Annotated in this window: 10 protein-coding genes; 3 read left to right on the top strand and 7 right to left on the bottom strand. The window is 63.4% G+C overall.

Annotated elements, in window-relative coordinates:
* Positions 1-10 precede the first annotated feature (10 nt).
* The 5 genes from BLU48_RS04380 to BLU48_RS04360 form a co-directional block, all read right to left on the bottom strand.
* A complete protein-coding gene (locus tag BLU48_RS04380) occupies positions 11-235 on the bottom strand; it encodes an MbtH family protein (protein WP_057022992.1) in 225 nt (74 codons plus the stop codon).
* A gap of 82 nt (positions 236-317) precedes the next feature.
* Positions 318-1,715: an aspartate aminotransferase family protein gene (locus BLU48_RS04375; protein ID WP_057022993.1), complete on the bottom strand. Its 1,398-nt coding sequence runs from the start codon at positions 1,713-1,715 to the stop codon at positions 318-320.
* Between the two features lie 260 nt (positions 1,716-1,975).
* Positions 1,976-2,743, bottom strand: a complete 768-nt coding sequence (locus tag BLU48_RS04370) for an N-acetylmuramoyl-L-alanine amidase (protein WP_057022994.1) — start codon at positions 2,741-2,743, stop codon at positions 1,976-1,978.
* 124 nt (positions 2,744-2,867) lie between these two features.
* Positions 2,868-4,187 (bottom strand): sensor histidine kinase, encoded by a 1,320-nt coding sequence (locus BLU48_RS04365; RefSeq protein WP_057022995.1) that lies wholly within the window; start codon positions 4,185-4,187, stop codon positions 2,868-2,870.
* Positions 4,187-4,867, bottom strand: a complete 681-nt coding sequence (locus tag BLU48_RS04360; RefSeq protein WP_057022996.1) for a response regulator — start codon at positions 4,865-4,867, stop codon at positions 4,187-4,189. Before BLU48_RS04360 ends, BLU48_RS04365 begins: the two co-directional genes overlap by 1 nt.
* A 177-nt stretch (positions 4,868-5,044) precedes the next feature.
* Between BLU48_RS04360 and dsbD the strand changes: the two genes are divergently transcribed.
* The 3 genes from dsbD to dsbG are packed head-to-tail and all read left to right on the top strand — an operon-like array spanning position 5,045 to position 8,369.
* On the top strand, positions 5,045-6,772 hold the full coding sequence (dsbD, locus tag BLU48_RS04355) for a protein-disulfide reductase DsbD (RefSeq protein WP_057022997.1): 1,728 nt from the start codon (positions 5,045-5,047) through the stop codon (positions 6,770-6,772).
* Positions 6,772-7,617, top strand: coding sequence for a TlpA disulfide reductase family protein (locus BLU48_RS04350; protein WP_057022998.1), 846 nt, complete (start codon positions 6,772-6,774; stop codon positions 7,615-7,617). The genes dsbD and BLU48_RS04350 overlap by 1 nt, the downstream gene beginning before the upstream one ends.
* Complete coding sequence (gene dsbG, locus BLU48_RS04345; RefSeq protein ID WP_057022999.1) at positions 7,593-8,369, top strand: thiol:disulfide interchange protein DsbG; 777 nt, start codon at positions 7,593-7,595, stop codon at positions 8,367-8,369. The genes BLU48_RS04350 and dsbG overlap by 25 nt, the downstream gene beginning before the upstream one ends.
* A 1,091-nt stretch (positions 8,370-9,460) precedes the next feature.
* On the opposite strand, the gene BLU48_RS04335 is transcribed toward dsbG, so the two are convergent.
* Positions 9,461-22,357, bottom strand: coding sequence for a non-ribosomal peptide synthetase (locus BLU48_RS04335; protein WP_057023001.1), 12,897 nt, complete (start codon positions 22,355-22,357; stop codon positions 9,461-9,463).
* Between the two features lie 66 nt (positions 22,358-22,423).
* Positions 22,424-23,176 (bottom strand): thioesterase II family protein, encoded by a 753-nt coding sequence (locus tag BLU48_RS04330; RefSeq protein WP_057023002.1) that lies wholly within the window; start codon positions 23,174-23,176, stop codon positions 22,424-22,426.
* Between the last annotated feature and the right edge of the window lie 258 nt (positions 23,177-23,434).

Below are 23,434 nucleotides of genomic sequence, written 5' to 3'. Positions count from 1 at the left end.
CCGAGGTGAATCAGTTGACCAGCTCAGCGCTGTCCATCTTCTGGCGCAGGCTCAGCGGGCGCATATCGGTCCACACTTCCTCGATATAAGCCAGGCACTCTTTCTTCATGCCGCTCTTGCCCACAGTGCGCCAGCCTTCGGGCACGGCCTTGTAGTCGGGCCAGATCGAATACTGCTCTTCGTGGTTGACCACTACCTGAAACAGGATGTCATCGCGGTCAAATACTGAGGTCATTGCTGTTCTCCGTCGCTCAAAGGCTGGCTGCGCACCACGCGCAGCACTGATATCTGTAGAAACGTATCAAGGGCCTGGAAAATTAGACGCCGGCAACCGCCGCCGCCAAGGCGCGCCCGAAGATCTCGGCCACTTGGTCGATTTCGCCGGCGGTAATCACCAACGGCGGCAGGAAGCGCACCACGCTGCCATGGCGCCCACCCAGTTCCAGGATCAGGCCGCGCTTGAGGCATTCGCGCTGCACCAGCGGCGCCAACTGGCGATGCGCCGGTGGGTGGCCCTGGACATCCGGCGTGCCCGTCGGGTCCACCAACTCCACCCCCAGCATCAGCCCGCGGCCACGGATATCCCCCAAGTGCGGGAAGTCGCGCTGCAGGATGCGCAGGTGTTCCGCCAGGCGCTCACCCATGGCGGCGGCATGGCCCGCCAGGTCGTGCTCCTTGAGATAGCGCATGACCGCCGAGCCCGCCGCCATCGCCATCTGGTTGCCCCGGAACGTTCCGGCATGGGCGCCCGGGAGCCAAGTGTCGAGCCAGTCGCGATACACCACTACGGCCAACGGCAGGCTGCCACCAATGGCCTTGGACATGACCACCACGTCCGGGATGATGCCGGCGTGTTCGAAGGCAAACATCTTGCCGGTGCGTCCAAAGCCACTCTGGATTTCATCGACGATCAGTGCCACACCGGCCTGCTCGGTGATACGTCGCAGCCCGCGCAACCAATCGAGGTCTGCGGGAATCACACCGCCCTCGCCCTGCACCACCTCAACAATCACCGCCGCCGGCAGCAACACGCCGGCCTCCGGATCGTTGAGCAGGTTTTCCAGGTAATGCAGGTTGACCCGCACACCTTCTGCGCCGCCCAAGCCGAACGGGCAACGGTAGTCATACGGGAACGGCAGGAATTGCACGCCATTGCCGAGCAACGCACCCAGGGGTTTTTTCGGCGCCAGGCTGCCCATCAGGCTCAAGGCGCCCTGGCTCATGCCGTGATAGCCGCCTTGGAACGACAGTACAGTGCTGCGCCCAGTGGCGGTGCGCACCAGCTTCAATGCAGCTTCCACCGCATCGGTGCCAGTGGGGCCGCAGAACTGGATCTTCGCTTCCCGCGCCAATTCAGCGGGCAGCATGCCGAACAGGTCTTGCACGAACTGATCCTTGACCGGCGTAGTCAAGTCAAGGGTGTGCAGCGGCAGTTCGTCGCTCAGCACTTGCCGGATGGCCTGGATCACCACCGGGTGGTTATGCCCCAGCGCCAGCGTCCCGGCACCGGCCAAACAGTCGATGAAGCGACGCCCCTCGACGTCTTCCACATAAATACCTTTGGCGCGCTTGAGCGCCAGGGGGATGCGCCGCGGGTAGCTGCGGGCGTTGGACTCCTGCTGGCGCTGGCGGGCCAGCAGCGGGTTTTCGTCGAACTGATAGAGCGTTTCCGCAGGCGCCGCGGCGTCTTCGGTACGGCTGGTAGCGACTGACATCTCTGGATCCCTCAATACGCGGGTGATGGTGACCAAACTGCCAATCCGTTGGCGTCTGGCCCAAGGGCATGCGCACGGATTTCCTGTTCTGGAGACGCATCAGCGAGAAGAGGATTTAGGGAACGGGCTGGTTAACTGATGAATGAAGAGCCAAATGTGGGAGGGGGCTTGCCCCCGATGGCGGAGTGTCAGTCACTGTATTTGCTCACTGACACACCGCAATCGGGCAAGCCCCCTCCCACATTTGAACAGCGTTCGAATCAAATTCCGCGGTATTTTTCGTTCAGCGCATACAGGATCGCGCAGGTCTGTGCATCCAGGACGCCGCGATAATTCTGGGCCCGAAAGTGCATCTGGAACGCCCGGGTTCGCAGCTCGAAGGCCCGGCGATTCTGCGCCGGCTTATACCCATAGCGCTGGAAAGCCCGCTCCACTTCTACCTCGGGTGGCAGCCTGACATTGAACCGGCGCTGGTACATCGCGCGCGTCGCCTCATCAAACCAGGCCCCCAGTCCCGCGTCATGCAATCGATGCCACGGGAACCGCGGCCCCGGATCACTCTTACGCCAATACGCCACATCCGCGTGACCGAGAATCTCAGTCGGTGCAATCTGCGGATAGCGTGCGAGGATGTCGCGGATCAAGACAATAAGCATATCGACCTGAGCCTGGGGGTACGCCGGAAAACTGAATACGCCCTTGTCGTCCCGCGCCAGGTTGACGATCTCAATGCCAATCGACCCGCTGTTGAGATTGTCACACCCCTCCCAGTGACTCACTCCCGCATGCCAGGCACGCTTGCCCTCGTCCACCAGGCGGAACACGCGCAACTCTTCATAACCGGCAGCACGGTAACTGGGCTCATCCGGGTCGGGCAACAGGTAATGAGCGCTCACGCCACCCTGGGTCAGGGTGCGCAGGGCCGAGGCAAAGGGCCCGGTGGTGTAATGCAGGATCACCTGCCGCACGCTTTCGCCGTCGCGGTCATTGAAATCCCTGGCAGGAAAACTGGTATCGATCACCAACATAAAAAGAGCCGTCCTTTTCATTTCGGACCGAATCATTCGGCCCGTTCAAGCGCAAAAAATTACCGCCATCCTGAAGGCTAGAATGTCAGGCGGGCGGTAATTATTTGGCACGTGAAAAAGCGGTTCAGCGACGCAGCGGCATGCCCAGGTCAACCCGCAGCCCATCGGGCTGGCTGTCGAATGCCAACGAGCAGGAGCAGCGCTGCACAATCGCCTGGACGATAGCCAAACCCAGGCCACAGCCTTCGCTGTTGCCGTTACGCCAGAAACGCTGGGTGAGGTATTGCAGGTCTTCGCTGGAGATCTGCTTGCCATGGTCTCGCACGCGGAAAATCACCTGGTCAACACTGCTGTACACGCTCAACTCCACCCGGGTATCGGCCGGAGTGTGGCGCAAGGCGTTGTCCAGCAAGTTGCGCAAGGCCGCGACAGCCAGGCCCACGGGCATCTCCACCGGGCTGGCGGCAAGATCATGGGCCAGGACCAGGTCGATCCGACGATTGTCGCCAGCGTTGGCATCCTGGATCGCCAACCTGGCGACTTCCTCGGCACTGGACTGCAAGCCGTCGTCAAACGACAGGCTGCCTTCCACCCGCGCCAGCAGCAATAACTGCTCCAGGGTGCGATGCAAGCGGTCGGCGCCTTCCTCGGCATGGGCCAGGGACTGGTCGCGGGCAGCGCCTTCGGTCATGCGCGCTACTTGCAGGTGGGTCTTGATCGCCGTCAGCGGGCTGCGCAGCTCATGGGCGGCGTCACCGGTGAGGCGGCGCTCGCGCTCAATGGTCTTGGCGATGCGTTGCAGCAGTTGGTTCTGGGTGTCGAGCAACGGCTTGAGTTCGCTGGGCAATGGATGGATCTGCAGCGGTTCGAGGGAATCGGCACTGCGGCGCATCAAGGCGTCACGCATGCGGTTGAGCGGCACCAGGCTTTGACCGATACCCAGCCACAACAGGCACAGGCAACCCAGCAAGGCTACGCCGACGGGCACCGAGGCGGCGAGCAGGATCGACAGGTTCAGCGCCTCGCGCTCCACCTGGCGGTCGGCGGTGGTGATCAGCAAGTCACCTCGGGACAAGGTGAAACTGCGCCAGCCCACACCATCGATCATCTGGTCGCGAAAACCGCTTCTGCGCGACTCCAGCCCTTCCTCCGGCGTGGTGTGGCTGCGCGCCAGGATCTCGCCGCGCAGGGAGCTGACCTGGCACGCCATACCCCCAGGCACATTCAGCTGTTCGGTGCGCAGATGCGTAGCGGCGCTGACACTGGCCAACCCCGGCATCTGCTCGGTCAGCCCCGCAACCATGCGCGCCGAGGCCACCAGGCGCTGGTCGAGGGAAAACATCATCTGGTTGCGCAAGTCGTTGAGCATCCAGGCGGCCGCCAGCACCCAGATCAGCACAAAAGCAGCGCCCAGCTTGAACGTCAGGCGCAGGCGCAGGCTCATCACTTGCTGTTCTCTCCAGCATCCGCCGAGCCCAGGCGATAGCCGAGGCCGCGCACGGTCTCGACGATGCCGTTGCCCAATTTGCGCCGCAGGTGATGGATATGCACATTGAGCGCATTGCTTTCCAGTTCGTCGCTGAACCCGTAGACGCTGTCCTTGAGTTGCTCGCTGGACAGCACGCGGCCCTTGTTGTGCAGCAGCGCCTGCAACAGCGCCTGTTCGCGACGGGACAGGTCCACCGGCTGGCCACCCAGGAAGGTTTCACGGCTGCTGGGGTCGTAGGCCAGGCGCCCATGTTCGATCAGGTTGACGCTGCGCCCCGCCACCCGGCGCAGCAGGGTTTGCAGGCGGGCGGCGAGTTCGCGCAGGTCAAAGGGCTTGAGCAGGTAGTCATCGGCGCCGGCCTGCAGACCATCGACGCGGTTGGTCACCGAGTCCCGCGCCGTGAGGATCAGCACCGGGATCTCAAGGCCCTGGCTGCGCTGTTGTTGCAGCAGCTTGAGGCCGTCTTCGTCCGGCAGGCCGAGGTCGAGCACCATGATGTCGAAGGCCGCCGCCTTGAGCATTGCCCGCGCAGCCGCCGCCGTGGCCACGCGCTCCACGGTAAAACCCTGGGCGGTGAGGCCGGCCACGATGCCGCTGGCAATCAGTTCGTCGTCTTCACAGACCAGTACGTGCATGCTGAGCCCTTCATAAAAGATGCGGGTGATTAGAAAAGGCACGGATTAAGCGCGCATTATGCCGCCAAAGTTCACAACATCGGATTATCCCTACACTCTAGAATAGCGTCCGGTTAATCATCGGTTAATCAACGCCACACATTGTGTGCCTCACTTGCATCGAACTAAGGCTTGACCATGCGGCATCTGTTTATCTTTCTGCTGGTGTTGTTCGCGGGATTCGCCCAGGCAGCGCCGGGCAACCCCTTCGAAACCAAACCCGACTTTCTCCCGGTGGGCAAAGCTTTCACCTTTACCTCCGAACGTCTTGAAAGTGGCGAGACCCAACTGTATTGGCAAATTGCCGACGGTTACTACCTGTACCAGCAGCGCATGAAGTTCGACGGCCTGGCCGAACAACCCGTGCTGCCCCAGGGTGAAGCCCATAGCGATGAGTTCTTCGGCGAGCAGCAGGTGTATCGCCAAGGCCTGGAAGTGAAGATCCCCGCCGGCGCCACCGGCCAGGTCAAGCTGGGCTGGCAGGGCTGTGCCGATGCGGGCCTGTGTTATCCGCCGCAATCGATTACCGTGGACCTGGGCGGCAACCCGGCCGTCGCCGCTACCGCGCAGGCCCAGGACCAGAGCCTGGCCAGCGGCCTGCAACAGCGCAGCCTGGGCTGGAGCCTGCTGGTGTTCTTCGGCCTGGGCCTACTGCTGGCATTTGCGCCCTGCTCGCTGCCGATGTTGCCGATTCTTGCCGGCCTGGTGGTTGGCAGTGGCGCCAGCCCACGGCGCGGCTTTGCCTTGGCCGGCAGCTACGTGGTGTGCATGGCGCTGGTGTATGCGGCCCTGGGGGTGATGGCCGCGTTGCTCGGCGCCAACCTCGCCGCGCTGCTGCAAACTCCTTGGATCCTCGGCAGTTTTGCCGCGCTGTTCGTGATCCTCGCTTTGCCGATGTTCGGCTTCTTCGAACTGCAACTGCCCGCTTTCCTGCGTGACCGCCTCGACAACGTCAGCCGCCAGCAAAGCGGTGGCAGCCTGGTGGGTGCCGGCATTCTCGGCGCATTGTCCGGCTTGCTGGTGGGCCCCTGCATGACTGCGCCCCTGGCCGGCGCCCTGTTGTATATCGCCCAGAGCGGCAATGCGCTGCACGGTGGGCTGATCCTGTTCGCCATGGGTATCGGTATCGGCATTCCGCTGTTGTTGCTGGTCACCGTGGGCAATCGCTTCCTGCCCAAGCCGGGCACCTGGATGAACGTGCTCAAGGGCATCTTCGGCTTCCTGTTCCTGGGCACGGCCGTGCTGATGATTCGCCCGGTGGTCGGCGACAGCCTGTGGATCGGCCTGTGGGGTGCCTTGGCCCTGGTAATGGCTTATTGCGGCTGGACGCTGGCCCGTGAGTCCGGCCTGGCGGCCAAGGTGTTCGGCGCCGGTTCCCTGGTGCTGGGCCTGTGGGGCGCGGTGCTGGTAGTGGGTGCAGCCGGTGGCAGCGATGAGCTGTGGCAACCGTTGAAGGTCTACAGTGGCTCACGGGTCGCCAGTGCTCCGAGCGCCCACGATGCGTTCACCACCATCAACGACCCGGCTGCTCTGCAAAGCCAGCTCGAGAGTGCCAAGGCACAGGGCCAATGGGTATTGCTGGACTACTACGCCGATTGGTGCGTGTCGTGCAAGATCATGGAGAAACAGGTATTCGGCAAACCTGAGGTGATGGCCGCGCTCAAGGACGTGCGACTGCTGCGCCTGGACGTCACCGCCGACAACGCCGCCAGCCGCGAGCTGCTGGGCCGCTATAAAGTGCCGGGGCCACCGAGTTTCGTGTGGATCGGCCCGGACGGTGAAGAACGCCGTGCCCAACGCATCACCGGCGAAGTGGATGCCGCCACCTTCCTGCAACGCTGGACCCAGACGCGGGACGCCCTCTGATGCTGACCTTCACCATCGGCACCTTCGCCATCGCCCTGAATCACCTGCTGCTGATCAGCGCGTTGATACTCGCCACCCTGGTGGGCTGGCGGGTGGCCAAGCGTGGTGGTGAGAACCCGGAGTCGGTGCTGTTCAGCCTGTTCCTATTGGGCCTGCTGGCGGCCCGCGTCAGCTTTGTGCTGATGTACTGGAGTTATTACAGCGACGATTGGGTGGAAATGGTCGACCTGCGTGACGGTGGCTTTCTCGCCTGGCCCGGGATCATCACGCTGATCCTCGGCTCGCTGGTCTACGGCTGGCGCCGCCCGGCCCTGCGCAAACCGCTCAGCGCCGGGGTGATCACTGGCCTGCTGTTCTGGGGCATGACCAGCCTGTCCCTCAGCGTCTACGAAAAAGGCACGCGCCTGCCGGACATCACCCTGCGCAATGCCAATGGCGAGGTAGTGCAATTGGCGGATTACCAGGGCGGCCCGTTGGTGATCAACCTGTGGGCCACCTGGTGCCCGCCGTGCCGCCGCGAAATGCCGGTGCTGGAAAACGCCCAGCGCATGCGCCCCGACGTTACCTTCCTGTTCGTCAACCAGGCCGAAAGCATGCAAAGCGTCAGCACCTACCTGGCCACCCAAGGCCTGAACCTCGACAACGTGCTGTTCGACGCCAGCGGCCGCCTCGGCCAGGCCGTGGGCTCCATGGCCCTGCCGACCACGCTGTTCTACCAAGCCGATGGGCGCCTGATCAACAGCCACCTGGGCGAACTCTCCGATGCCAGCCTGGCCCGTGCCATGGAACCCTTCGACAACACCCAGACAAGGAAACCGACATGCCTCGCCTCCGCCACCTGCTGACCCTGCTGCCTTTGACCTTCTTGTCACTCAGCGCAACCGTCACCCTGGCCCAGGCCGAAGACTGGCCAGCACCGATCAAGCAGATCGAAGCCAAGGGCGCCAAGATCCTCGGCAAATTCGACGCCCCCAGCGGCCTCACCGGCTACGCTGCCCAGTACCAGAACCGTGGCATGGCCCTGTACCTGACGGCCGACGGCAAGAACGTCATCGCCGGCAACCTCTACGATGCCCAAGGCAATGACCTGAGCAGCGCGCCCCTGGAAAAACTGGTGTACGCGCCGATGGCCAAGGAAGTCTGGGCCAAGATGGAAAAAAGCAGCTGGATCCAGGACGGCGATAAAAACGCGCCACGTATCGTTTATCTATTCAGCGACCCCAACTGCCCCTACTGCAACATGTTCTGGGAACAGGCCCGCCCGTGGGTCAAGGCCGGCAAGGTGCAGTTGCGCCATATCATGGTCGGCATCATCCGCGAAGACAGCCCAGGCAAGTCCGCGGCCCTGCTCGCCGCCAAGGACCCGCAAAAGGCCTTGCAGGAACACGAAGCCGCCGGCAAGGGCAGCCAGCTCAAGGCGCTGGAGAAGATCCCGGCTGACGTCGAGGCCAAGCTCGATGCCAATATGAAGTTGATGGACGAACTGGAGTTGTCGGCGACGCCGGCGATTTTCTATCTGGATGATAAAGGCGGGTTGCAGCAGCAGCAGGGGGCGCCGTCGCCGGATAAGTTGGTGAAGATACTCGGGCCGAAATAAGCGCTGCCTGAACTGATGCCATCGGGAGCAAGCCCCTCCCACACTTTGAACTGTAAACACATTCAAAAATGTGGGAATCCCCACCACATCTTCGATGTGACGCTGTCGCGCAGCAAACTAGGGAGCTTGCTCCCGTGGCGGCCTGACAGCCGAGCAGGATGTTGGTTTTCGTCTTGGGTACATATCCGTTATTTGGGCAACGGCCACTATAGGTTCCGCCCTTACGGCGGCTCACTTTGCAAAAGCGGCAAAGTAAGCAAAACGCTCTTGCCCCACCACTCGGCACCTCGCCCAGGCTCGGTGTGCCCGTAATCCGACATTGATTTGGGGGGCCGCCGCCACGCGCCATCCATGGCGCGGGGCGGCTAAACCGGCATCCCTGCCGGTTTACCCCCCAAATCAACATCGAATTGCGGCCAGCGTGGTTTAACGGGGCGCCTAAGATCAAAAACACAGCGAGGCGGCCTTATAGCCGACCTGATCGTTGAAGCTTGCGCGTCCCCCTGTGGGAGCGGGCTTGCCCGCGAAGGTCGTTAACGATGACGCGGGAAACCAGAAAGAACGCGGCGTTCTCAGGTTTTTCGCGAGCAAGCTCGCTCCTACAGAAAAGCAGAAGCGCCGCCAGCGTATCTGCGATGCGCAGCGAGTCGCTTTTGATCTTGATCTCAGGCGCCCCGTTAAACCACGCTGGCCGAACGCAGGCTTGAAGCCGTGGGTAACCCGGCAGGACGCCGGGTTAGCCGTCCTGGGCCAAGGATGGCCCATGACGGCGGCCCACGGTTTCAAGCCGGAGAGAGGGCACACCGAGCCTGGGCGAGGTGCCGAGTGGTGGGGCAAGAGCCTTTTGGTTACTTTTGGGCTCTTTTCAAAAGTGACCCGCTGTAAAAGCGGAACCAATAGTGGCCGTAACCTAAATAACGGATATGTACTCGCCCCAACAACCCAACAACCCGGTCACATCGTCGACGTGGCGCCGTCGTGCAGCAACCTGGGCCGCCTCCAAAATATCCGGCGTTAAGACTAAATTTTAACTTTTTAAAACCAGTAGCTTAATTGAAGTTTGATAAGAGGAGCTTGGCTGGTAACGACTATTACAAGCCCTCCAACTCCGCCATCAGATCACTCAACCGGTCCACCTTCTCGGCACTGATCTCGTTGACCGCCAACCCGTCGATATACTCGGCCAATTCCGCCACCGTGCTGCATTCGAACATCGCCCGCAGCGGCACATCGCGCTGCAGGTTTTTCTGCACCCGCGAGGCGATCTGCGTAGCCAGCAACGAGTGCCCGCCCAGTTCGAAGAAGTTGTCCTGTACCCCAACCCGCTCAACCTTCAACACCTCGGCCCAGATCCCGGCCAGGGTGGTTTCCAGTTCATTGCGCGGCGCCAGGTAGTCCTGGCTGTGCAACTGGCCGATGTCCAGGGCCGGCAGGGCCTTGCGGTCGAGTTTGCCGTTGGCGTTGAGCGGCAGGCGTTCAAGCCAGAGCCAGTGCAGAGGCACCATGTATTCCGGCAGTTCGGCCCGCAGGCGTTGCTTGATGCGGTCCAGGCGCTCGCTCGGGTTGAGCGTTGCGTCGGCGGCCACCAGGTAGCCGACCAGATGCTTGCCATTGACGCCCTCTTGCACCCCTACCGCCGCATCGCGCACTTCGGGCTGTTCGTGCAGACGCGCTTCGATTTCACCAAGTTCGATGCGGTAGCCGCGAATCTTCACCTGATGGTCGATACGCCCGACGTACTCCAGCACACCGTCACTGCGACGCCGTGCCAGGTCGCCGGTGCGGTAGAGACGCTCGCCCGGCGCACCAAATGGGTTGGGCACAAAGGCCTGGGCGGTGCGCAGCGGATCGCTGACGTAGCCGCGACCGACGCCGGTGCCGGCAACGCACAATTCACCGACCGCGCCCTGGGGCACCAACTCCAGTGCACCATCAAGCAGGTACAACCGGTTGTTGTCGGTCGGCGTACCAATCGGCAGGTAAGTGCCACGGGTCGAGGCCAGGTCGACGCGAAAGAACGCCACATCGTCCGAGCATTCCGCCGGGCCGTAGGCATTGACCAAACCTATATCCGGATAGCGCAACAGCCACTGATGGGCCAACTCCGGCGGCATGGCCTCCCCTGTCGGCAGCATCCAGCGCAGGCCGTCGAGGCTGATGTGCTCCTGGGCCTGCATGCCCTGGATCAGCGACGGCACACTCTCCAGCACCGTGATGCCGTGGGCTTGAACGTGTTCCAACAAACCTTGCGGATCATGGGCAATGGCGTTCGGCACAATATCTACCCGCGCACCGAACAACGGCGCGGTGAGGAACTGCCAGACGGAAATGTCGAAGCTTTGCGAGGCCGTTTGGGCGATCACGTCCGCATCAGTCAGATCCAGGTACGGCACCTTGCTCAACTGGTTATTGAGCATGCCGCGCTGTTCGACCATCACGCCCTTGGGCAAACCGGTAGAGCCCGAGGTGTAGATCACGTAGGCGAGGTTGTCCGGACCGCTGTAGACACCTGGGTTCTCACCACGGGCAGGCACTTCCTCCCACACCAGCAACTGGCAATCGACACCTTCGAGCAACTCGATGGCCTGTTCGCGGCACGCCTGGGTACAGACCAGCAACGGCGTGCGACTCAGGTCAATGATGCGGCTCAAACGCTGGCTTGGCAGACCCGGATCCAGCGGCAAATAGCCGGCACCGGCCTTGAAGCTGCCGATGATCATGCCCAACAGGTCGAGGTTACGTTCAGCCAGCAACGCCACCGGTTGATCCAGGCCGACACCCGCCGCGATCAGCGCGTGGCCCAGGCCGTTACTGCGGCGGTTCAGCTCGTCGTAGCTCCATTGCTGGCCGAGGCAGTTGGCGGCGATACGCTGCGGATGTTGCGCCACCTGTTCTTCGAACAACTCAACGTAGCTGCGTTCCAGCGGATAGCTACGCTCGCTCTGGTTGCAGCCGTCCACCAGGAATTCACGCTCCTGCTCGCCAATCAGCGGCAGCTCGGCCATGTCGCCATGGAAGCCCTGCACCAGCGCCAGCAGCAGGCGCTTGAACTCGCCGAGCATGCCTTGCACGGTGCTTTCGTCGAAGTAACGCTGGTCGTAGGACAGGTGCAAGCCGAGGTCATCGCCTGGATAACACACGGCAGTCAGCGGGAAGTTGGTGTGGGTGCGGCCGGAATCCGAGGTGGCGTTCAGGCTTTGGGCCCGGTCCAGCACCGAGACTTCCACCGGGGCGTTCTCGAACACAAACAGGCTGTCGAACAGCGGCTGGCCCTTGGGCAATTCGCTGTGCTCCTGGATAGTCACCAGCGGCAGGTATTCGTACTCGCGCAGCTGCATATTACTGTCGAGCAAGCCGCTCAACCACTGGCGCACGCTGCAACGCTGGTCATCCTCAGGCAGCTTCACCCGCAACGCGATGCTGTTGATAAACAGGCCGACGGTGCGTTGCATCTGCGGCATGTCTACCGGGCGCCCGGCCACGGTGACGCCGAACAGCACGTCACGCTCGCCGCTCAAACGCCGCAGCACCAAGGCCCAGGCCGCCTGGGCGAAGGTGTTGACGGTGAGCTGGTGGGCCTGGGCCAATTCACGCAATTGCGCACCGTCACAGGCATCAAGACGGGTGTAGCAATCACCCACCACCATGCCGCCGCTGCCACCGGCATGTTCGCGCAGGAACGGGCGGTCGCTGGGGATCGGGGTGGTGCGCTCGAAACCTTGCAGGTTGCGCTGCCACCACTGGCGCGCTTCATCGAGGTCCTGGCGTTGCAGCCAGGCAATGTAGTCGCGGTAGCGCGGCGGCGTGGCCAGTTGCGCGTCGCGGCCCTCGCCCAGGGCCATGTAGATATCGAAGAAGTCATTCATCAGCAGCGAACGGCACCAGGCATCGATCAGGATGTGGTGGTTGCTCATCATGAACCAGTAGCGCGCCTCGCCCACACGGATCAGGCGCAGGTGGAAAGGCGCCTGGTTGAGCAGGTCGAAACCGGCTTCGCGCTCGGCCTTGAGCAGCGCTTGCAGGCGCGGCTCCTGCTCGGCCTCGGGGGCGGCGCTCCAGTCCAGGTACTCAATCGGCGTGCTGCCGGGTTTGTGGATCACCTGCAGCATGTCTTCGCCGACGTTCCAGCAGAACGATGCGCGCAAGGCTTCATGCCGGGCGATCACCGCTTGCCAGGCCTGGGCAAAACGCTCGGGGTCCAGGGCGCTGTTGATGCGGTAGCGGTCCTGCATGTAATACAGGCCGGTGCCCGGTTCCAGCAGGGTGTGCAGCAGCAGGCCCTCCTGCATCGGGGTCAGCGGGTAGACATCTTCGATGGCGCTGGCCGGCACCGGCAAGGCATCCAGTTGCGCCTGGGTCAGGCGCGCCAGGGGGAAGTCCGACGGCGTGAGGCCGCCGGCATCATCCCGCAGGCAATGGGCGATCAGGCTATGCAATTCGGCCAGGTAAGCCTCGGCCAGATCGCGAATTACTTGTTGATCATGACGCTCACGGCTGAAGGTCCAACGCAGCACCAGCTCACCGCCGAACACCTGGCCGTCGACGCTCAACTCATTGGGCAGCGGCGCATCCGGATCATGGGCCAGGCCGGCGGACTCCTCCAGCGGGTGGAACAGTGCGTCGGAGCCAAAGCTCTGGTCGAACTGGCCAAGATAGTTGAACGTAATCGACGCGCTCGGCAGTGCGGCCATGCTCTGTTTGCACAGGTCATCGGCCAGGTAGCGCAGCACGCCATAGCCCAAGCCTTTGTGCGGCAGGGCGCGCAGTTGCTCCTTGATCGCCTTGATCGAGTCGCCCTGCCCGGCCTGCGGTGTCAGGCGCAACGGATAGGCACTGGTGAACCAGCCAACGCTGCGGGTCAGGTCGATGTCATCGAACAAGGCCTCGCGACCATGGCCTTCCAGCTGGATCAATGCCGAGTCGTGCCCGCTCCAGCGGCAGAGCACGCGGGCCAGGGCGGTCAACAGCAGGTCGTTGACCTGGGTGCGATAGGCGCTCGGTGCCTGTTGCAGCAACTGGCGGGTGTGTTCGGCATCCAGGCGCACGCTGACGGTTTCGGCAACGCAATTGCGTAATGCTCCATGCGGACGCTGCACCGGCAAGGCCACGGCCGGGCCGGCCAACTGCGCCTGCCATACGCTCAACTCTTCGCGCAGGGACTCGCTATGGGCATAGGCCTGCAAGCGCGCCGCCCAATCGCGCAACGCGCTGGTCTTGGCCGGCAGGCTGACAGACTGGCCTTCACTGAGTTGGCGATAGACGTTTTGCAGGTCTTCAAGCAACACACGCCACGACACGCCGTCCACCACCAAGTGATGAATCGCGATCAGCAAGCGCTGCTGACCTTGTGGACCGTCCACCAGCAAGGCGCGCAACAGCGGCCCGCGCTCCAAGTGGAGGCTGCGCTGGGTGTCGGTGAACAGCGCGGTGCACTGCTGTATATCGCGCACCTGGGCCTGCATCAGCACGCCACCTTCCGGCACGGCCAGATGTTCGGCGTGCCACTGCGCGTCGCGCTGGCTGAAGCTCAGGCGCAGCGCGTCGTGATGTTCCAGCACCGCCAGCACGGCTTGCTCCAGGCGATGGGGGTCGAGCAGTTGCAGCGGCTTGAGCACCAACGCCTGGTTCCAGTGCTGGCGTACCGGTATGTCAGTGTCGAAAAACCAGTGCTGGATCGGCGTAAGCCCGGAGCTGCCGGTCAATACACCCTGCTCGGCGGTGACCTGCTCCGAACGGGTGGCGACGGCCGCCAGGGTCTGTACGGTCTGGTGCTGGAACAGGTCGCGGGGGCTGAAGTGAATGCCGGCCTGGCGCGCACGGCTGACCACCTGGATCGACAGGATCGAGTCGCCGCCCAGCTCAAAGAAGTTATCGTCGAGGCCGACTTGCTGCACGTTCAACACCGCGCACCAGATCGCCGCCAGGGTGCTTTCAAGCGCGTTGCGTGGTGCCACGTAGTGTTGACGATTGGCCTGCGGATCCGGCTCAGGCAAGGCGCGGCGGTCGAGCTTGCCGTTGGCGGTCAGCGGCATGCTGTCCAGCACGATCAAATGCGCCGGCACCATATAGTCCGGCAGTTGCGCCTTGAGGTGGGCCTTCAGCGCTTCGCGCAGCGCGTCGTGTTCGGCGTCGCTGGCCAGGTAGGCCACCAGTTGCTTGCCACTTGGCGCATCCAGCGCCAGCACTACCGCCTCGCGCACGGCGGGATGTTCCAGCAGGCGCGTTTCGATCTCGCCCAGCTCGATGCGGAAACCGCGGATCTTCACCTGATGGTCGATGCGCCCCAGGTATTCCACCAAGCCATCGGCGCGTTGGCGCACCAGGTCGCCGGTGCGGTAAAGACGCCCGCCATTGGCGGCAAACGGGTCGGCGACAAAACGCTCCGCCGTCATGCCCGGGCGGCGGTGATAACCCTGGGCCAGGCCGGCGCCGCCGATATACAACTCACCGCTGGCGCCTTGGGGCACCAGCGCCAGGTCGGCGTCGAGAATGTAGGCCACGCGCGCACCGATGATGCTGCCAATCGGCACGCTGCCGGCGCCCTCCTCCAACTGCTGCGGCGCCAGGCTGGCCAAGGGCATCACCACCGTTTCGGTCGGGCCATAGGCGTTGAAAAACACCTCGGGCATGAACGCCGCCCGGATGCGCTGCAGGTGCTCCCCGGTCAATGCCTCGCCACCGGTGATGCACATGCGCACCGGCAAGGTCTGTCGCTGAGTCGCCAGCCACTGGGCCAACTGGCTGCCGTAGCTGGGAGTGAAGCCGAGGATAGTGATGCGATGGGTGCGAATCAATGCGCAGATCTCTTCGGCATCCCACTGCCCCTGGGCGCGCAGCACCACCTGTGCACCACTGAGCAGCGGCACCAGCAAACGCTCGGTGGCGGCATCGAAGTTGATTGAATAGAAGTGCAGTTCGCAGTCATCGGCACGCATGCCAAACCGCTCGATCACCGCCTGGCAATGCATGGCGATTTCACCGTGGGATACCACCACGCCCTTGGGCTTGCCGGTGGAGCCCGAGGTGTAGATCAGGTACGCCTGATGTTGTGGCAGGCTGACAAAGGGCAGCGCGTCGGCCGGGTAATTCGCCAGCACCGGCAGGTCATCTTCCAGGCACCAGCACGCCACCGTCGCCGGCAATTCGCCGAGGGCTTCGAACATCGCCGCATCACTGAGCAGCAGGCCGATGCCGCTGTCCTCGATCATGTAGTGCAGGCGGTCCAGCGGGTATTCCGGATCCAGTGGCACATAGGCGCCACCAGCCTTGAGGATCGCCAGCAGGCCAATGACCATTTCCAGCGAGCGCGGCAGCGCCAGGCCGACACGCACCTGCGGGCCCACGCCGCGTTCGCGCAGCATCCAGGCCAGGCGGTTGGCGCGGGCGTCCAGTTCAGCGTAACTCAGAGTCACCCCGGCAAAGGTCAGCGCTGGCGCATCGGCCCGCTGGCTGGCCTGCTGGCTGAACAACTGATGGATGCACTGGTCGAGGCGATGTTCGCCCTTCTCCACGCCCAGGCTGTCTTGCAATGCGCGCTGTTCATCTGCGCTCAGCAACGGCAATTCGCTCAGACGCTGCTGCGGGTTGGCGATCAAGGCTTGCAACAAGTTGCGCCAATGCTCGGCCATGCGCGCAATGCGTGGCTCGTCGAACAGGTCGGTGCTGTAGGTCAGGCAACAACCCAGGCGGTGGTCGAGGTCGGTGACTTCCAGGTTGAGGTCGAACTTGGTCGCCCGCGCATCGTTGGCCAGGTACTCGACGCTCATGCCCGCCAGTTGGCGGCGCTGCTGGAACTCCCAGCGCTGCACGTTGCACATCACCTGGAACAACGGGTTGTACGCCGCGCTGCGCGGCGGTTGCAGGGCTTCGACCAGATGGTCGAACGGCAGGTCCTGATGGGACTGGCCCTCGATCACGGTATGGCGCACTTGCTCGAACAGTTCGGCGACACTCATCTGCCCATTGAGCTGGCAACGCAGCACCTGGGTATTGAGGAACGCGCCGATCAGCCCTTCGCTTTCCGGGCGAATGCGATTCGCCACCGGGGCGCCGATGCGCAGGTCGGTCTGGCCGCTGTAGCGGTAGAGCAACACGGCCAGGGTCGCGGTCATGGTCATGAATAGGGTCAGGCCGCGTTCGGCATTGAAGGCGCGTACACGGGCGGCCAACTCATCACTCAGGTCGAAGCGATACAGCTCGCCCTGGTGGCTTTGTACCGCTGGCCTTGGGCGGTCGCCGGGCAGCTCCAGCAACGGGTGTTCAGTGCCCAGTTGCGCGGTCCAGTAATCCAGCTGGCGTTGGCGCTCGCCGGACTCCAGCCACTTGCGCTGCCACACGCTGTAGTCGAGATACTGCACCGGCAAAGGTGCCAGCGGCGAGTCGCGCTCGTCGATAAAAGCTTCGTACAAGGCGCTGAGTTCACGGGCAAAGATGTCCATGGCCCAGCCTTCGGTGACAATATGGTGCAGGGTCAGCACCAGGTAGTGTTCCTGCTCGCCGGCCTTGACCAGGCAGGCCCGCAACAGCGGCCCGGTTTCCAGGTTGAACGGCGTGTGGGCTTCTTGATCCGCCAGTTGCTGCAAACGCTGTTGGCGCTCGGTTTCGTTCAACGCCGAGAAGTCCTGCCAGTCCATGCGTACAGCGGTCTGCGGCGAAACCTTCTGGTATGCCACGCCGTCGACGCTCGGGAAGGTGGTACGCAGGGTCTCGTGCCGCATGATCAATGCCTGCAACGCCGCCTCAAAACGTTGCACATCCAGCACGCCGCGCAGGCGCGCCATGCCGCCGACGTTGTAGGCCGGGCTGTCGGGCTCCATCTGCCAGAGGAACCACATGCGCTGCTGAGAATAGGACAACGGCACCGGCGCGCCGCGGTCGACCTTGGCGATTGCCGTCTGTTGGTTGCGTTGGCCCGCCGCCTGGATCAACTCCACCTGCTCGACAAAAGCGCCCAACTCGCTGGCTTCGAACAGGGTGCGCAACGGCGGCTCGACGTCACACGCCTGGCGGGTGCGCGAGATGATTTGCGTGGCCAGCAACGAGTGCCCGCCCAAGGCGAAGAAGTCATCGCCCAGGCCGATACGTGGCAGGCCAAGCACTTCGCGCCAGATCGCGGCGATTTGCAGCTGCAACGCTGTGTGCGGTTCGACGTGCTCGCGGGTTTGCCAGGCCGGCTCCGGCAAGGCGCGGCGGTCAAGCTTGCCGCTCGGGCTCAGCGGCATGGCGTCCAGGCGCATCAGCAGCGCCGGCACCATGTACTCCGGCAACTCGGCGGCCAGGGTGGTCCTGACTTGCTGTTCGTCCAGTTCGTTGTGGGCAGTGTAGTAACCGATCAACTGCGCATCGCGTACCAGCACCACAGCTTGGGCGATGCCATCGAGGGCCAGCAGCCGCGCTTCGATTTCTTCTGGCTCCACACGGAAACCACGCAGTTTGACCTGCTGATCCAGACGCCCGAGGTATTCGAGTACGCCATCGGCATTCCAGCGCGCACGGTCACCGGTGCGATACAGGCGTGTGCCCGCCGCGCCCAAGGGGTCCGCGACAAAGCGTTCAGCGGTCAAGCCGGCACGGCCAAGGTAACCGCGGGCCAGGCCGATGCCGCCGATGCACAACTCGCCCGGCACACCGGCCGGCAACGGGTTGAGCTGCTCGTCGAGCACGCGGCAGATCACATTGCCCAAGGGCCGGCCAATCGGCGAACGCTCGCCATCGGCGACGGTGCAATGCCAATGGGTGACGTTGATCGCAGTCTCGGTGGGGCCATAACGGTTGTGCAATTGCACCGCAGGCAGCTGGGCCAGGACGCGATTACGCAACTCGGCGGGCAAGGCTTCGCCACCGGAGAACAGGCGGCGCAGGCTGGTGCATTCGGCCACCAGCGGCTCGTCGATAAACACCTGCAACAGCGGCGGCACGAAGTGCAGCGTGGTCACGCCATGTTCCTGCACCAACTGCGCGATGCGGTGCGGGTCGCGATGCTCACCCGGCTCCGCCAGCACCAGGCGGCAACCGGTGATCAGCGGCCAGAAGCACTCCCACACCGACACGTCGAAACTGATCGGCGCCTTTTGCATCAGCACATCGGTTTCATTCAATTGGTAAGTGGCCTGCATCCACTGCAAACGTTCGGCCAGCGCGCCATGGGTGTTGCCCACGCCCTTGGGTTGGCCGGTGGAACCGGAGGTATAGATCACGTAGGCAAGGTTATCGCCGTGCAGGTGCAGGCCCGGTGCCTGGGTTGGCCAGCTGTCGAGGTGCAGACTGTCCATGGCGATCACGCACACGCCTTCGGCAGTCGGCAACTGCGCCAGCAACGCTGTCTGGGTCAGCAGCAGGTGCACGCCGCTGTCCTTGAGCATGTAGGCCAGGCGCTCGGCGGGGTAATCCGGGTCCAGCGGCACATAGGCGCCACCGGCCTTGATGATGGCCAGCAGGCCGACCAGCAGTTGCGGCGAACGCTCGGCGGCGATGGCCACGCACACGTCCGGGCCGACGCCCTTGTCGCGCAAGTAATGGGCCAGGCGATTGGCCTGGGTATGCAGCTGGGCAAAGGTCAGGCTGCCATCCTGCCAGACCAGTGCGGTGGCATTCGAGACCTGTTGGTTGAGCAGCTCGGGCAACCATTGCCGGGCCGGCTCACAAGGTGCTGCGCTCCAGGCGTGCTGTTTGTCGGCCAGCATCAACGGCAGGTCGCCGAGGGCTTGCTGGGGTTGCGCGCACACGGCTTGCAGCAGGTGGATGAAATGCTCGGCCAGGCGCTGGATGGTCGCGGCCTCGAACAGCTCGTCGGCGTAGTCGAACGACAGGCTCAAGCGCCCGCTGCGGTCTTCTTCGCTGTGCAATTGCAGGTCGAACTTGGCTTCGCGGCTGTGCCATGGCAGTTCATCGGCGAGCAGGCCCGGCAGGCGGCGCAAGGCGCTGAGGTCACGTTGCTGGTGGTTGAACATCACCTGGAACAGGCCCTGTTCGCGGGCCTGGGGGAAGGCTTCCAGCAGTTGTTCGAAAGGCAGGTCCTGATGGGCCTGGGCGGCCATTGCCGTCTCGCGGGTGGTCGCCAACAGCTGGTTGAACGGCAGGCGCCCATCCAGTTCGGCACGCAGCACCAGGGTGTTGATAAAGAACCCGATCAGGCCCTGGGTTTCCTGCCGCGGGCGGTTGGCATTGGGCACGCCGATACGGATATCGTGCTGCCCGCTGTAGCGATATAGCAAAGTCTGGAACGCCGCCAACAACAGCATGAACGGCGTCGACTCGTGGGCCTGGGCGGTCTGGCGAATCGCGGCGCTGAGGCGTGCATCCAGGCGCACGCTATGGCGCGAAGCACTGTGCCGATGCTGGGCAGAACGCGGGTGATCAGTGGCCAGGCTCAGGGCGGGATGCTCTTCACCCAACTGTGTTTTCCAATACGCCAGTTGTCGCTGGCCCTCGCCTTCGGCCAACCATTGGCGCTGCCAACTGCCGTAGTCGGCGTAGTGCAAGGTCAACGGCGCAAGCTCCAGGCTCTGGCCTTGGACGGCTGCGGCGTACAGCCGTGAGAATTCGTCGATCAGGATATTCAGCGACCAGCCGTCAGCGATGATGTGGTGCAGCGTCACCAGCAGTTGGTGGTCTTCATCGTCCAGGCGCACCAGGGTGACCCACAGCAGCGGGCCTTTTTCCAGGTCGAACTGGGTACGCGCCTCGTCTTCGCGGATCTGTTGCGCACGGGCGTCGCGCTCGGCGTGGGGCAGGTCGCTGAGGTCGATGACTTGCAGCGCGAAATCCACCTGCGGTTCTACACGCTGGAAGGCTTGCCCATCACGTTCGTAAAAACGCGTACGCAGCGCTTCGTGGCGCTGGATCAAGTGCTGGAAGCTTGTGCGCAGCGCGTCTTCATCCAGTTCGCCGCGCAGGTGCAAGGCGCCGGGAATGGTGTAGGCGCTGCTGTGTGGGTCCAGTTGCCAGGTGATCCACAGGCGGTTCTGGGCCAGGGATTGGGGCAGGTCTTCGTGGCGCGACAGCGCATGGATCGCGCCCTGGGCAACGCCGCCGTCCTGTTGCAGTTGCGCCACGCCGGCGGCAAACGCTGACAACGTGGGGGCTTCGAACAGCAGGCGCAGGTTCAGCTCCAGGCCCAGGGTTTCGCGCAGGCGGGCGACCACCTGGGTGGCGGTGATGGAGTTGCCGCCAAGCAGGAAGAAGTGATCCTCGGCGGCCACGCTGGTCAGTTGCAGTTGCTCACACCAGATCGCCGCGATCTGGTTGTGCAGGTCAGACTCCAGCGCCACCTCGCTCGCCTGCGTTGGCAAGCCGGGGAATTGCGCGTAGCTGTCGAGGCTGCCATCGGCGTGGCGAATCGCGCACGCCGAGCGCTGCACCTTGCCGCTGGAGGTCTTCGGCAAGGCACCAGGGTTGAGCAACACCACTACGCTCGGGGCTTCTTGATAAGCCTCGGCCACGGCTTGGCGGATCGCCTTGATCAGCGCTTCGGGTGGCAGGATTTTCTGCACGCTGCGGCTGATTTCCGCCGCGATACCGATGCCTTCCACACCCAGGTCATTCACCGCAAAGGCGGCGACCCGGCCCTTGCGCACCACTTCCACCTCGCGCTCGATGGTCTGTTCGATGTCCTGGGGGTAGAGGTTGTGACCACGCACAATCAGCAGGTCTTTGAGGCGACCAGTGATGTACACCTCGCCGTCGCGGATAAACCCCAGGTCACCGGTACGCAGCCAGGTGCGGCCGGCGTGCTGGACGAAGGTCCTGGCGCTGGCTTCGGGGTTGCGCCAGTAGCCGTGGGCGATGCTCGGGCCCGTGGCCCAGAGTTCACCGATGCTGTTGTCGGCAAGCTCCATGAGGCTGTGGGGATCGGCGATCAGCACGGCGTGGTCCGGCTGGCTGGTGCCACAACTCATGATCGCACTGCCCTGCCCGGGTTCCGCGCGGTTGGCGGCCAGGGCCTGTTCGTCCATGCGCATCGCGGGGATGCCGCGGCCACGGATGCCGCCGGCAACAAACAGGGTCGCTTCGGCCAGGCCGTAGGAGGCAAAGAAACTGTTCGAGGTGAAACCGCAAGGGGCGAATTTTTCCGCGAAGCGTTCCAGGGTGTCGAGGCGAATCGGCTCTGAGCCGGAATAGGCCACGCGCCAGCGACTCAAGTCCAGACGCTCCAGGGCCGATTCACTGACCCGTTCGCTGCACAGGCGGTAGGCGAAATCCGGGCCGCCGCTGATGGTGCCGCCGTATTCGCTGATCGCTTCCAGCCAGCGTGATGGACGGCCGAGGAAGTAGGCCGGCGACATCAACACGCAGGGCACGCCACTGAAAATGGGTTGCAGCAGGCCGCCGATCAGGCCCATGTCGTGGTAGAGCGGCAGCCAGCTGACGATCACGTCATCAGGGTTGAGGTCGATGCCGAAACCACGTCGGATCAATACTTCGTTGGCGACCAGGTTGCCATGGCTGACCTGCACGCCCTTGGGCAAGGCGGTAGAGCCGGAGGTGTATTGCAGGAAAGCGATGTCGTCAGCTTGCAGCCCGGGCTCGAGCCAGTGCTCGGCCTGCTGTGCGTCCAGGCTGTCGACGCTCAATACCGGCGGTGCGTTTTCGATCTGCGCCAGGCCTTCGCTGAGGCTGGCAATGGTCAATAGCAGGCGCGGTTCGGCGTCTTGGATGATCGACAGCAAACGCTCCTGGTGATGACGGCGCGTGGACTCCGGCGGATAAGCCGGCACCGCGATCACCCCGGCGTACAGGCAACCAAAAAACGCCGCGACGTAGTCCGGGCCGCTGGGGAACAACAGCACCGCACGCTCGCCCGGGCCGGCCTTGGCTTGCAAGGCGGCGGCGATGGTGCGGGCGCGCAGGTCCAGGTCACGGTAGCTGAGCACCATGCTCTGCTCGGCCGACTCGGCCAGGAATCGCAGAGCCACCTGGTCCGGTGTCTGCGCAGCACGGCGTTGAAGGGACTGGACCAAAGTGCGGGGGAGTTCGAAGGCGTCCATCATGGGGTTCCTGCCTGAAATCGGCTTACGGGAAATTCGGCTTACTTGAAAATCAACAGTGGCGAGCGATCAGACGGCAAGCCGTTGCCGCGCCGCATCGGTGCGCCAGCGCGCCAGGTGTTCCTCGGTATAGCGGCGCACGCAACGCAGCACGGCGCTTTCGTGCTGCACGAGGAAGAAGTGGTGGCCGTCAAACATGTCCAGGGAAAAACCGCTGGCGGTGTCGAGCTGCCAGTCGAGCAACTGGTCGGCGCGCACGCTGTCCTGCTTGCCGCCGAACACATGGATCGGCAGGCCCAGGGGCTTGCGCTCGCCATAGGTGAAGCTGCCGCACAACAGGAAGTCAGCGCGCAAAATCGGCAGCATCAACTGCATCAACTCGGGGTTGGCCAGGGCTTCTTCGGCGGTGCCCTGCAATTGGCGCAAGCGGGCGATCAGTTCGGCATCGTTTTTTTCGACGGCGTATTCACTGACATCGCGTCGCGCCGGTCCGGCGGTGCCGGAAGCGAACAGCGCCAGCGGCGCCGGCACATCGCGCGCACTCAAGGCATGGGCCAATTCAAAGGCCAGTAACCCGCCAAGGCTGTGGCCAAACAGGGCATAGGGGCCGTCGAGTTCATCGCTGATTTCCTCGGCCAACTGCGCCGCCAGGGCCTTGATATCGCGCTGCAACGGCTCGTCCATGCGCAGGCCGCGCCCGGGCAATTCCAGCGGGCACACCTGCAGCCAATCCGGCAGGGCGCGACGCCAGCGGGCGTAGACCGAGGCACTGGCGCCTGAATGCGGCAGGCAAAACAGGCGCAGCCGGGGTGGCGCACTCATGAGGCGAGGACTCCAAACTGCAACATGCCGATTGCACGATAAAAACCCATCTGGTCCTCCTGCGGGTACTGATCCTTGGCCGTTGTACTAACAGGCCTGTCACCCAGAAGAACGGACGGCAGAGGTAAATAATTAGTCGTCGGGGACGAGCGAGACGTGGTTCACACCTTCTACAAAGGCATAAGATTAGTTCGCCTTCTCATTTGACAATCATTATCATTCAGCATAATTTGTTGCCCGATGTGTAGGAGGCCTCAG

The organism is Pseudomonas synxantha, from assembly GCF_900105675.1.
Classification (GTDB): Bacteria; Pseudomonadota; Gammaproteobacteria; order Pseudomonadales; family Pseudomonadaceae; genus Aquipseudomonas; species Aquipseudomonas synxantha.
The sequence above is the reverse complement of the archived record's forward strand: the minus strand, read 5'-3'. Positions and strand labels throughout refer to the sequence as shown.

Coding starts and splice junctions, on each gene's coding strand:
- BLU48_RS04380 (WP_057022992.1), bottom strand. CDS start 235: ATGACCTCAGTATTTGACCGCGATGACATCCTGTTTCAGGTAGTGGTC.
- BLU48_RS04375 (WP_057022993.1), bottom strand. CDS start 1,715: ATGTCAGTCGCTACCAGCCGTACCGAAGACGCCGCGGCGCCTGCGGAA.
- BLU48_RS04370 (WP_057022994.1), bottom strand. CDS start 2,743: ATGTTGGTGATCGATACCAGTTTTCCTGCCAGGGATTTCAATGACCGC.
- BLU48_RS04365 (WP_057022995.1), bottom strand. CDS start 4,187: ATGAGCCTGCGCCTGCGCCTGACGTTCAAGCTGGGCGCTGCTTTTGTG.
- BLU48_RS04360 (WP_057022996.1), bottom strand. CDS start 4,867: ATGCACGTACTGGTCTGTGAAGACGACGAACTGATTGCCAGCGGCATC.
- dsbD (WP_057022997.1), top strand. CDS start 5,045: ATGCGGCATCTGTTTATCTTTCTGCTGGTGTTGTTCGCGGGATTCGCC.
- BLU48_RS04350 (WP_057022998.1), top strand. CDS start 6,772: ATGCTGACCTTCACCATCGGCACCTTCGCCATCGCCCTGAATCACCTG.
- dsbG (WP_057022999.1), top strand. CDS start 7,593: ATGCCTCGCCTCCGCCACCTGCTGACCCTGCTGCCTTTGACCTTCTTG.
- BLU48_RS04335 (WP_057023001.1), bottom strand. CDS start 22,357: ATGATGGACGCCTTCGAACTCCCCCGCACTTTGGTCCAGTCCCTTCAA.
- BLU48_RS04330 (WP_057023002.1), bottom strand. CDS start 23,176: ATGAGTGCGCCACCCCGGCTGCGCCTGTTTTGCCTGCCGCATTCAGGC.